9 protein-coding genes are annotated in these 11,655 nt (G+C 40.7%); 3 read left to right on the top strand and 6 right to left on the bottom strand.

Annotated elements, in window-relative coordinates:
* Window positions 1-59: 59 nt before the first annotated feature.
* A complete protein-coding gene (locus tag WJP93_RS02125; RefSeq protein WP_337546623.1) occupies window positions 60-2,315 on the bottom strand; it encodes a glycogen/starch/alpha-glucan phosphorylase in 2,256 nt (751 codons plus the stop codon).
* 192 nt (window positions 2,316-2,507) lie between these two features.
* Between WJP93_RS02125 and WJP93_RS02120 the strand changes: the two genes are divergently transcribed.
* On the top strand, window positions 2,508-3,386 hold the full coding sequence (locus tag WJP93_RS02120) for an AraC family transcriptional regulator (RefSeq protein WP_337546621.1): 879 nt from the start codon (window positions 2,508-2,510) through the stop codon (window positions 3,384-3,386).
* 65 nt (window positions 3,387-3,451) lie between these two features.
* Here the strand turns inward: WJP93_RS02120 and WJP93_RS02115 are convergent, their stop codons facing one another.
* The 3 genes from WJP93_RS02115 to WJP93_RS02105 are packed head-to-tail and all read right to left on the bottom strand — an operon-like array spanning window position 3,452 to window position 7,565.
* Window positions 3,452-5,353 carry an ABC transporter ATP-binding protein gene (locus WJP93_RS02115; protein ID WP_337546619.1) on the bottom strand — a complete coding sequence of 634 codons (1,902 nt, stop codon included), beginning with the start codon at window positions 5,351-5,353 and terminating at the stop codon, window positions 3,452-3,454.
* Entirely contained in the window at window positions 5,353-7,113 is a 1,761-nt protein-coding gene (locus tag WJP93_RS02110; protein WP_337546618.1) for an ABC transporter ATP-binding protein, read from the bottom strand. The genes WJP93_RS02115 and WJP93_RS02110 overlap by 1 nt, the downstream gene beginning before the upstream one ends.
* A 2-nt stretch (window positions 7,114-7,115) precedes the next feature.
* Window positions 7,116-7,565 (bottom strand): MarR family winged helix-turn-helix transcriptional regulator, encoded by a 450-nt coding sequence (locus tag WJP93_RS02105; RefSeq protein WP_262535979.1) that lies wholly within the window; start codon window positions 7,563-7,565, stop codon window positions 7,116-7,118.
* 197 nt (window positions 7,566-7,762) lie between these two features.
* Here WJP93_RS02105 and WJP93_RS02100 point away from each other — a divergent pair, with 197 nt between their 5' ends.
* Window positions 7,763-8,128 (top strand): metal-dependent transcriptional regulator, encoded by a 366-nt coding sequence (locus WJP93_RS02100; RefSeq protein ID WP_066562849.1) that lies wholly within the window; start codon window positions 7,763-7,765, stop codon window positions 8,126-8,128.
* A 2-nt stretch (window positions 8,129-8,130) separates the two neighbouring features.
* Window positions 8,131-9,879: a hypothetical protein gene (locus WJP93_RS02095; RefSeq protein ID WP_337546614.1), complete on the top strand. Its 1,749-nt coding sequence runs from the start codon at window positions 8,131-8,133 to the stop codon at window positions 9,877-9,879.
* Window positions 9,880-9,920: 41 nt separating this feature from the next.
* On the opposite strand, the gene WJP93_RS02090 is transcribed toward WJP93_RS02095, so the two are convergent.
* Together WJP93_RS02090 and WJP93_RS02085 are read right to left on the bottom strand one after the other, a co-directional pair.
* Complete coding sequence (locus WJP93_RS02090; protein WP_066558101.1) at window positions 9,921-10,799, bottom strand: ROK family protein; 879 nt, start codon at window positions 10,797-10,799, stop codon at window positions 9,921-9,923.
* Window positions 10,800-10,883: 84 nt separating this feature from the next.
* Window positions 10,884-11,655 (bottom strand): type I phosphomannose isomerase catalytic subunit (locus WJP93_RS02085; RefSeq protein WP_337546610.1); only part of this gene is annotated, 772 nt, incomplete at its 5' end.

Genomic DNA, 11,655 nt, shown 5'->3' with positions numbered 1-11,655 from the left:
TGAAAATCAACGAAAAAAAGGTGGCAGCGTGTTTATGCTGCCACCTTTTTTAATATTTATTATAACTTCCAGATTTCTTCGTTATATTGTGCTATAGTACGGTCGGATGAGAAAAATCCTGCCTTTGCGATGTTGATGAGCATTTTCTTTGCCCATTTCTTTCTATCTGCGTAGTCATTAAGCACCTGCTCTTTGCGTGCTATATACTCTTTTAAGTCAAGGAGGGTCATAAACCAGTCTTTATTTATCAGTTCTTTATGAAGCTGTGTTAAGGTTTCTTCGTCTCCTGCTTCAAGCATTTGCTCACTGATAAGGAAATCGACTGCTGTGTGTATGTCTTCGTCTTTTGTGTAGTAATCTTTTGCACAATAATCTGCATTTTTATAATGTTCAATTACCTGCTCGCTGCTCTCTCCGAAGAAGTAAATATTATCTTCTCCGACAAGCTCTCCAATCTCTACGTTTGCGCCATCTCTTGTTCCTAATGTTACTGCACCATTTAACATAAACTTCATGTTTCCTGTTCCTGATGCCTCCTTTGATGCTAAGGAGATCTGCTCGGAGATATCACATGCCGGTATAATTTTTGATGCCTTTGTTACGTTGTAGTTTTCTACCATAACTACGCGCAGATATGGGCTGACTTCTGGATCCTGCTCTGTGATCTGCTGTAAGCAAAGAATTGCATGAATGATATCCTTTGCGATTGTATAGGCTGGCGCTGCTTTTGCGCCAAAGATCAGCGTTACTGGTGTCTTAGGAAGCTTTCCATTCTTGATTTCAAGATATTTATGAATTGCCCAGAGTAAATTCATCTGCTGGCGTTTATACTCGTGAAGACGCTTTACCTGAATATCAAAAATAGAATTTTCATCAATAACAACACCCTGTGTATGCTTTAAATAGTCAGCAAGCTGGCGCTTTTTCTCCTTCTTGATCGCAAGAATGCTGTCTAATACGCTGTCATCATTTTCGAATGAAAGCAGCTTTTCAAGCTCACAGGCATCCTTTTTAAAACCACTTCCAATCTTATTTTCAATTTCCTCTGAAAGCTCCTCATTACATGAAAGCAGCCAGCGGCGGAAGGTGATTCCGTTTGTCTTGTTGTTGAATTTCTCCGGATAAATTTTGTAAAAAGCATTAAGCTCTGAATTTTTCAAAATTTCAGTATGCAGGTAAGCAACACCGTTTACACTGTGACCATAGTGGATATCCATATGTGCCATGTGAACTCTGTCATTCTCATCAATAATCGCTACCTTCGGATCTGAATATTTTGCCTTTACACGCTTATCAAGCTCCTTGATGATCAATACTAACTGTGGAACAACCTTCTCTAAATATGCAAGCGGCCACTTCTCAAGTGCCTCTGACAGAATTGTGTGGTTTGTATATGCGCATACCTTTGTGACAAGTTCAACTGCCTCATCCATAGTGATGCCGCGCTCAAGAAGCAGACGGATCAGCTCAGGAATAACCATTGACGGATGAGTATCATTGATCTGAATAGCAGCATACTCATCTAAATCGGTCAGCTTACAGCCGCGTGCCGTACACTCATCTAAAATCAAGTGTGCTGCATTGCTTACCATAAAATACTGCTGGTAGATACGAAGTAAGTTTCCTGCCTCATCACTGTCATCTGGATATAAGAACAGTGTCAGATTCTTTGCGATATCTGTCTTGTCAAAGCTTATGGTACCGTCCTTAATAAGACTCTCATCTAAAGTATCAACATCAAACAGATGAAGCTTATTCGTGCGTCCCTCATAGCCTGTCACCTCAATGTCATACATGCGTGAGGTCACTGTCAGATCACCAAATGAAACTGGATAGCTTACATTAGTTTTGATCAGCCAGCTGTCTTTTTCAATCCATGGATTTGGTGTTTCCTTCTGGAAATTGTGATCAAACACCTGCTTAAACAGACCCATATGATAATTCAAGCCTACACCATCACCGTGCAGATTTAATGTTGCCATGGAATCCAAAAAGCATGCTGCCAGACGGCCAAGTCCACCGTTTCCAAGAGATGGTTCTGGCTCGATCTCTTCGATCTCACCAATATCCTTTCCTGCTGCTTCAAGTTCTTCCTTTACAATCTTGTAAAGACCAAGATTGATAAGGTTGTTTGATAACAGCTTTCCAATCAAAAACTCTGCGGAAATGTAATATACCTTCTTCTTTCCAGCTTCGCTTTCCTTCTTTGCTGCCAGATCCTTTGTCATATCAAGCAGTGCGTAATAAATCTCCTTATTGGTGCAGCCAGATAACGGCTTATTATATTTCTTTTCACAAATTTCATTTACCATCATTATTAAAACTCCTTTCATGAGTTGATGTATGCAGTTTACTGCTTTTTTTGTCATTTTTCTTGCATTATGCCGCCTTTTTATGGTACTATCCTATCATGATGATACCAGGGTCAAAAGCTCCAACCACCGATCGTGCTTGCACGATGAGGGGGTTGAGCTTGGGATCCGCAAAAACATAAGGAGAGAGCCACGATGCAGATACCTGAATACGAAAATTATCATGAGACAAAATCACACAGCACACCTGATTTTCCTTACAATGCGTATATTTGTTCTATTCCACTTGATTTTGAGAAGGTGCCTCTTCACTGGCACGATGAGGTGGAAATCATCTATATTAAAAAGGGGCGTGGGCGCGTCACATTAGATTTTACCTCTCTTTATGTAGAGGCAGGTGATATTATTATTGTCAGTCCAGGTCAGCTTCATGCAATCGGCCCAGCTGAATATTCTATGGAATATGAAAATATTATTTTTTCACTTGATCTTCTTTGTACTGGAAGCATGGATGCTCTAAGCAGTGAATTTTTTGAGCCTTTTTTGGCTGGTACCATTGGCTTTGAGCATCTTGTCTGCTGTGATGATGAACATTACCCTGCTCTCTCTTCATGCCTAAACCACATTGACAGTATCAGCAGCAGTTTTCCAAAAGGCTACCGCCTTGCAATTAAGGGTGCTCTTTTTACCTTCTTCTACACCATATTCACAAATTCCACCGATATTCCTGCTCCCAAAAATGACCCTCACATTGAACGACTCAAAAGTGTCCTAAAATATATCGAAACACACTACATGAGTTCAATCTCAATTGATGAAATTTCCGCTGTTTCTGGTTTTTCTGCTTCTCATTTTATGCGTTTTTTTAAATCTGCAATGGGTACCTCTTTTACTTCATATCTTTCCTCGTACCGTCTTTCAATGGCAGCGCGTCTTCTCTTGCTGACAAATGACTCTATTTTAGATATTGCCCTCTCCTGCGGCTATGAGAATCTTTCTTATTTTAACCGTTCATTTAAAAAACGATACAAAAAGACCCCCAGCGAATACCGCCGAGGGTCTGATGAAACATAACGATTTATTCGTTTTATCTTTTATTTATTTTTGCATTTTTGCTCTTTGTGTTTAAAACTATGCACTCACTCGCTAATCTTATTTCCGGTGTATAACTGATAATATTTGCCCTTTTGTGCAATAAGATCATCATGAGTTCCACGCTCAATGATACGTCCCTGCTCTAAGACCATGATACAGTCGCTGTTCTTAACGGTAGACAGACGGTGCGCGATAACAAATGTTGTTCTTCCGTGCATCAGCTTGTCCATACCATCCTGAACAATTTTCTCAGTTCTTGTATCAATTGAGCTTGTTGCCTCGTCAAGAATTAGTACAGGCGGATCGGCAACAGCTGCACGGGCAATGGCAAGAAGCTGTCTTTCACCCTGACTTAAGTTAGCACCATCTCCTGTGAGCATTGTGTCGTAGCCCTGCGGCAGTCTGCGGATAAAGCCATCTGCATTAGCAAGCTTGGCTGCTGCATGTACCTCTTCTTCTGTCGCATCAAGTTTTCCGTAACGAATATTTTCCATAACAGTTCCAGTAAACAGATGTGTATCCTGAAGAACAATTCCGAGTGAATGACGAAGATCATCCTTTTTGATCTTTCCGATATTTATACCGTCATAGCGGATCTTTCCGCTTTGAATGTCATAGAAACGATTGATCAAATTGGTGATTGTTGTCTTTCCTGCACCTGTTGAACCTACAAATGCAATCTTTTGTCCCGGCTGCGCATATAAGCTTACATCATGAAGTACCATCTTATCGTCGTTGTAACCAAAATCCACATGCTCAAATACAACATCGCCTTTAAGCTGTCTATAATCTGTCGTACCTTCTGCCTTGTGATAATGCTTCCAAGCCCATGTTCCTGTTCTCTTATTTGATTCAGTTATTGTGCCATCTGCATTTACAACAGCATCTGTAAGAGTAACATAGCCATCATCCACCTCTGGCTTTTCATCAAGCAAACGGAAAATTCGATCACCGCCGGCAAGTGCCATAACGATACTATTTAACTGGTTACTGATCTGGTTAATTGGCTGCTGGAAGCTCTTATTTAAAGTTAAAAAGCTTGCCAAACTTCCCAATGTAAAGCCGCCAATTCCATTGATTGCAACAAGACCACCGACAATTGCAACAACAACGTAGCTTAAATTTCCAAGCTGTGCATTGATTGGTCCTAAGATATTAGCATAACGGTTTGCATTATATGCACTTCCAAACAGATCATTATTTAACTGGTCAAAGCGCTCAATACTCTCCTCTTCGTGACAGAATACCTTGACAACCTTCTGACCATCCATCATCTCCTCGATAAAGCCGTTTAATGCACCGATATTTTTTTGCTGTGATACGAAAAACTTTCCGCTCTTAGAAGCAGCTGTTTTACTTACCCATATAACAAGCATAACCATAACAATTGAAACAAGTGTAAGCGGCACACTTAAGATGATCATGTAGATCAGCACATTTACAATACTAATTAAGCTGTTGATGAACTGCGGAATACTCTGGCTGACCATCTGGCGAAGCGTATCAACATCGTTTGTATACATTGACATAATATCGCCATGCTTATGTGTATCAAAATATTTAATTGGAAGGGATTCCATATGTTTAAACATGTCGTTACGGATATTTCTCATCGTTCCCTGAGTAACATACACCATGATCTTAGTATTGCCAAAAGTAGCAGCAATACCAATTACATACAAAATTCCCATCTTGATAATTGCCTGCAGAAGCTCTGAATAGTCTGGGTTAGCCTGACCTAAAAGAGGTGTAATATAACCGTCAATCAAAGTCTTCATAAACATAGTTCCCTGTACATTTGCATATACACTTACAACAATACAGATAAGTACAAACAGACAATGAACTGGATAACGCTTCAGCACATAGGACATGATGCGTTTAAATACCTTTACTGGATTTTCGACCTTCTGCTTTGGTCCGAAATCACGTCTTGGTCCTGGCATTACTGATCACCGCCTTTCTCATCAAAATCACCGCTTCCGCCTGTCTGAGATTCATATACCTCGCGGTAAATCTCATTTTGGGCAAGAAGCTCTTCATGTGTTCCAATTCCATTAATCTTACCATCATCCATCACGATGATACGATCTGCATTCTGCACACTTGAGATACGCTGTGCGATGATGATCTTTGTTGTATCTGGAATTTCCGTTGCAAATGCCTGACGTATCTTTGCATCAGTTGCTGTATCAACTGCACTTGTAGAGTCATCAAGAATTAAAATCTTTGGCTTTTTAAGAAGTGCTCTTGCAATACAAAGACGCTGCTTTTGTCCACCTGATACGTTATTTCCACCCTGCTCAATGTAAGTATTGTAGCGCTCTGGGAAACGCTCAATAAATTCATCTGCACAGGCAAGCTTACAGGCACGGATACACTCCTCATCAGAAGCTGTCTTATCACCCCAGCGAAGATTTTCAAAAATGGTTCCAGAAAACAGAACATTTTTCTGAAGAACAACACTGACCTGATTACGAAGTGCTTCCATATCATATTTTCGCACATCTAATCCGCCAACCTTTACAGCACCCTCCTGAACATCATACAGACGGCTAATCAAATTAACAAGACTTGACTTTGCACTTCCTGTTCCGCCGATCAGACCAATTGTCTCACCTGAACGAATAGATAAATTTATATCAGACAAAATCGGCTTTTCGCTTCCTGCATTATATCGGAATGTAACATGATCAAACTCAATGCTGCCATCCTTTACATCTGTAACTGGCTGATCTGGGTTCTTTAAATCTGGTTTCTCATTTAATACTTCACAGATACGCTCTGCACTTGCAATACTCATTGTAAGCATAACGAAAACCATAGATAGCATCATCAAGCTCATCAAAATACTCATGCAATAATTTAATAAGCTCATCAGCTTTCCAGTTGTCAATGCAACACTTCCTGTTCCGATAATCATCTTCGCACCAATCCAGCTGATTGCAAGGATACAGCCATATACAGCAAACATCATGACTGGAGAGTTCAATGCAACAACACCCTCTGCCTTTACAAAGATCTTATAAATGTTTTCGCTTGCCTTTACAAACTTGTTCTTTTCATAATCTTCACGCACGTAAGCCTTTACAACACGAATAGCAGAAACATTCTCCTGAACACTCGCATTTAACTCATCGTACTTTGGAAATGCCGCGGTAAAATATTTTCTTGCTCTGTTGACAATAAAAAACAAAGCAACACCAAGAACAACGATAACGCCTAAGAAAATTGTAGAAATTCTTGCATTTGTAATAAATGCCATTGCCAGTGCACAAATCAGACTAGCTGGTGCTCTCATACACATACGAAGCACCATCTGATATGCATTCTGAATATTAGTTACATCAGTGGTCAGTCTTGTTACGAGACTGGCAGTTGAAAATTTATCAATGTTAGAAAATGAAAAGGTCTGAATATTATCGTACATTCCCTTTCTAAGATTACGGGCAAATCCTGCTGATGCCTTTGCACCATACACACCGCCCATGATTCCAGCTAATAAACCGATTGCTGCAATCACAAGCATGCCTGCACCGACAACATAAATATGCTTCATATCACCCTTATTGACACCGTCATCAATAATGGAAGCCATCAGATAGGGAATCATCATCTCCATCAAAACTTCCAGAATCATGTAGCACGGTGTCGCAATTGATGCACGCTTAAACTCTTTTACATATGCGCCTAGTGTTTTTATCATGGCTACTCTCCTCCTGTTATTTTCTCTACATTTTTGCAGATCTTTTCCAATACCTCAAAGCAGATTCTTCTCTCTTCATCTGTAATACCAGCCTCCATCGTATCATGTGCCGAATCGATTACTGCAATCGTATCAAGATGAACCTTTTTCCCTAACTCTGTCAGCTCTAACCGTTTAAGCCTTGCATCGTGCTCATCGGTAGTTCTTGTCAGATACCCCTTTTTCTCCATGAGCTGTAGGATGTTTGTCACCGTTGAACGGGCAATTCCAAAATTTGATTCAATATCCTTTTGGTAGACTGGACGCTGTGCGTGATACAAGAAACCCAGAATCCACCCATGCATGTTGGTAATTTCATCAAAACCTGCTGCCGCGAGGCTTGTGTGAATGCCTCTTTCTACGATATGATTAACCCTCTTTAGGCTAAAGCATATTGATTTTTCTTTTTCCATACAGCCTTTCCTTTCACCGAAATCAAAAATAGTTCGTTTTCGAATTGTTCGATACAGAATTATTATAATACCTGATTTTATTTTGTCAATGACTTTTTTTGCAAAATGAATCGTTGAAGTTATGTTGAACTTTTTTCGCAGATATGGTATTCTTATAGGTAATTGACTTAGATATATTTTACACAGGAGGTTTGCTTATGCAAATACATGAATCTGCCGAAAACTATCTCGAAACAATACTGATGCTCAGCAAAAAGCTGCCAGTTGTGCGCTCTGTCGATATCGCAAATGAATTGGATTTTAAAAAATCAAGTGTCAGCATCGCAATGAAAAATTTACGCGAAGGCGGAAAAATTACCGTAACTCAGGCTGGTTATATTTATCTTACTGACAGTGGCCGCGAGATCGCTGAAATGATTTATGAGCGACATGAGTGGCTGAGAAATTGGCTTATTAGCCTTGGCGTTGACAGCAACATTGCTGCTGAAGATGCATGCAAAATGGAGCATGTAATCAGTAAGGAGAGTTTTGAAGCACTGAAGAACCATTTTGGTCAGTTTTGATTATGAAAACACGAATAATTCATACTGACAGGATAAAACAATTTCTTCACGCTTTTCTATTTTGCTTTTTTATTTTCATCACTGCTTGTATGATGAGCGGCTGCGCAAAGTGCTCGCCAATCACATTCTCTTCTGTATTAGATATTCAGGCTGACGAATCAGGTACACGCACGATGTCTGTTACAGCCAATAAAAGGACACTGCAGAAGCTTTTCCACAACAGCAATTTTTCTTTTCAAAGCTTTATCACAGCTAACTGCCCTAAGGTACTTGAATGGAATTATGTGGACACTGCTTCTGCCTATGAGTTGACTTTTGTTCTTTCGTTTGATTCGCTAGATGAATATCAGGAAAAAATTGATGCACTTACAGGCATTGAACAATTTTCTTCTATTTCACGACCGCAAGTCGGTGTAAAAACTGGCTTTACCTTATCTGAGCCAGATGATGTGATGGCTGTTTTTGCCTGGTTTACTGATGCTCTTAAGGAGCGCACAGGACTTAGTGACTCGAAGCTTTTAGCCTACCTGTCTCAGCAGGAAAATGAACTTATCTATAACGGTCGAAGCTATAAAAGTCAGAATAATGCACTCGTCTGCAACGCAGAAACAATTCTTGATGCCAAGCGAATTGATATTTTAACATCACTTTCTCTTGACAAATGGAACCGTACTATTTATATCATCTTTCCTGATGAACTGCGCGACAATGCTTCTAATGTAAAAAGCTATCTGGACGCTATTGTCCCAGATGGAATTGAAGCTGTCTGGAATAATGATACCACATGGCAACTGACCTTCAGCGCTGAAAGCTTTAAAGAATTGTGTGTAAAGACAAGCCAGCTATTTCAGTCATCAAGCAAATCACTTGCGTCTGAATCGATCATTGCTGAAAATTCTATGAAAATCGTGCACTCTTATGAAGAGCCTTTTCAGTTTTCCTTCTTTGTTCCCGATTCAGGAACAGCAAGGGCACGCTATTTCTACAGCACAGACACAAATGCAACGCTTGCTGTATACGACAATGATCATACGCTTCAAAAGCTTCCGCTTGCACGCGATGGTTATGATGGCTATGTCTGTCTGTTTGATGATCTTGTGGAAGGTGGATGCACCTACAACTATGATGCCATCTTCCAATATCAGCCGCAGCAAATCACAGTTTCCACGCAGATAAAATCTATCCAGCTTCTGACGCGCACAATTACTCTGTCACTCGGCGAGGTACCTAAGCTTCATCAAAAGCTTATCACAGATACTGCCGAGCGCGATACTAACACTTTCGGAACTATAACTGCCAAAACTGATGATGAAAATCACCTGACCTTATTTTTTACACAGACTGGTACACCATCCTATCTCGCAAAGGGATTTGAAGCTTTCTTTGACGGAAAGGAAACAATTGACTACTGCTCTCAGACTATGGCGCTGTTTCAGCCAAAGCATACATATCGCTTCACAGAAAACATGGACTTTTCCAATTTTCTTGTACAGCCAGATGCAACATTAATTACTGTGATGGTGCAGCTTCCAAACGGTACTTCCATAATATCTGATTCTCTTGAAAGCAGTCTTACAACTGAAAACAATATCTTAGATAATGTTTACTCTGCCAAGACAACAGATAGTGTTCTGTCACTTACCATGACGCTGTCTCAGCCAAATGCTGTATATTATCTTTGTCTGCTTTCACTTATTATCATTGTAAGTGCGATTCTTTTTTCCATATACAAATGGCTCAGCCACCGCTAAACGCGGTGCTGAGCCTTTCATTTTATCTGTATTAATCAGATTTATTTTGCTGCTGTAAGTGCATCCATTCCAAGCTTTGCACAGCCAAGGATTCCCTGATTGTCATTCAGGCTTGGAAGCACAATGTAGTTTTCGATATCGGAAAGCTCCTCTGTGTCAATGTACTTGTTGACCATACGAAGCGTTTCCTTACGAATCAGATCCATCACATGAGTCTGATGCATAACACCGCCGCCAAGTACAATACGCTCTGGTGACAGAAGCATGATCATGTCTACAAGACCCTGTGCCACATAGTAAGCCTCTAACTCCCAAACTTCCTTCTTGTCAGACAGCTCATATGCCTTCTTGCCCCAGCGCTCTTCAATTGCCGGACCGCTCGCCATACCCTCTAAGCATCTTCCATGATATGGGCATTTGCCCTTATATGTATCATTTGGATGAGGTGCTACTAAAATATGACCGCCTTCCGGATGTTGCATACCGTGAAGCATCTTTCCATCTACAATAACTCCTGCTCCAATTCCTGTTCCAACTGTGATATAGATGCTGTTCTTTAAGCCCTTTGTGATGCCCCATGTTGCCTCACCAAGCGCTGCTGCATTTACATCTGTATCAAATCCAACAGGAATCTGCAGTGCCTTCTTAAACTCATCAAGTACCGGATACCACTTCCATGCAAGCTTTGGTGTATTGCCGACACAGCCATACTTTGGAGACTGCTCGTTTAAGATAACCGGACCAAAGAATCCGATTCCAAGTGCTTCAACTTGCTGCTCCTTGAAATATGCAATCATCTTCGGCATTGTAATTTCTGGTGTCTCTGTTGGAATGGATACACGATCCAAAACTTCTCCATTTTCATTGCAGACAGCAAGAACCATCTTTGTGCCGCCGCCCTCTAATGCGCCAATTCTCATTTCTATTCTCCTCTATTTCCCCTGTCTTCTATTTTATTTTTGGGTGATCTTTCCTGTTTTATTTTGATTTTAATTGATTACTTCTTATTTTTCTGTGACGTAAGAATAAATCATCATCAAATTTTTGCCCTCTGCCTTCATCTTTCCATATTCTGCCGGAACGATAAGGTGAGTGCCCTTCTTTACTGGAGTGCCGTCAAAACTTCCCTCTCCATCCAGAACACTGATATCTACAAATGGCTGATTCCAATCAAACTCTGCTGTTCCATTTACAGTTGCCTTGCATACAGTATAGCACGGGCAGCTTACAAGCTTCTCGGCCTCTGCACCTTCAACGTCAAGCTTTTCATGCTCTGCCACTGCCGGTTCAAATGGTGCCTTAATAACGTCAATACTCTGCTGTACATGAAGTGCTCTCGGCTTTCCATCCTGCAGACGATCATAGTCATATACACGATATGTAATATCACTGTTTTGCTGAGTCTCAAGAATCAAAGTTCCACCCTTAATTGCATGAACACAGCCTGGATTGATCTGGAAGAAATCACCCTTCTTTACAGGAATCTCGCGGATAAATTCTTTCCAGCGCTTGCCGCGGATCATCTCTTCTACTTCCTCGTGATTCTTTGCATTATGACCGATCACGATAGTGCCGCCTTCCTTTGCATCAAGAATGTACCAGCACTCCATCTTGCCAAGAGAGCCATTCTCGTGCTCTGCTGCGTATGCATCATCTGGATGAACCTGAATGCTAAGATCTGCCTTTGCATCAATAATCTTAATCAAAAGCGGAAAGCGGTCTCCCTGTACATTGCCAAATAATTCTCTGTGATTTTCCCACAGCCAGCTTAATGTC

Origin of the sequence: Anthropogastromicrobium sp., from assembly GCF_037349415.1 — a bacterium.
In the GTDB taxonomy this organism is placed as follows: Bacteria; Bacillota; Clostridia; order Lachnospirales; family Lachnospiraceae; genus Anthropogastromicrobium; species Anthropogastromicrobium aceti.
This window is presented reverse-complemented; position numbering and strand designations above follow the sequence as displayed.

Bases quoted from the DNA above. Each gene is read 5' to 3' on its own strand.
- WJP93_RS02125 (WP_337546623.1), bottom strand. From the start codon at position 2,315: ATGATGGTAAATGAAATTTGTGAAAAGAAATATAATAAGCCGTTATCT.
- WJP93_RS02120 (WP_337546621.1), top strand. From the start codon at position 2,508: ATGCAGATACCTGAATACGAAAATTATCATGAGACAAAATCACACAGC.
- WJP93_RS02115 (WP_337546619.1), bottom strand. From the start codon at position 5,353: ATGCCAGGACCAAGACGTGATTTCGGACCAAAGCAGAAGGTCGAAAAT.
- WJP93_RS02110 (WP_337546618.1), bottom strand. From the start codon at position 7,113: ATGATAAAAACACTAGGCGCATATGTAAAAGAGTTTAAGCGTGCATCA.
- WJP93_RS02105 (WP_262535979.1), bottom strand. From the start codon at position 7,565: ATGGAAAAAGAAAAATCAATATGCTTTAGCCTAAAGAGGGTTAATCAT.
- WJP93_RS02100 (WP_066562849.1), top strand. From the start codon at position 7,763: ATGCAAATACATGAATCTGCCGAAAACTATCTCGAAACAATACTGATG.
- WJP93_RS02095 (WP_337546614.1), top strand. From the start codon at position 8,131: ATGAAAACACGAATAATTCATACTGACAGGATAAAACAATTTCTTCAC.
- WJP93_RS02090 (WP_066558101.1), bottom strand. From the start codon at position 10,799: ATGAGAATTGGCGCATTAGAGGGCGGCGGCACAAAGATGGTTCTTGCT.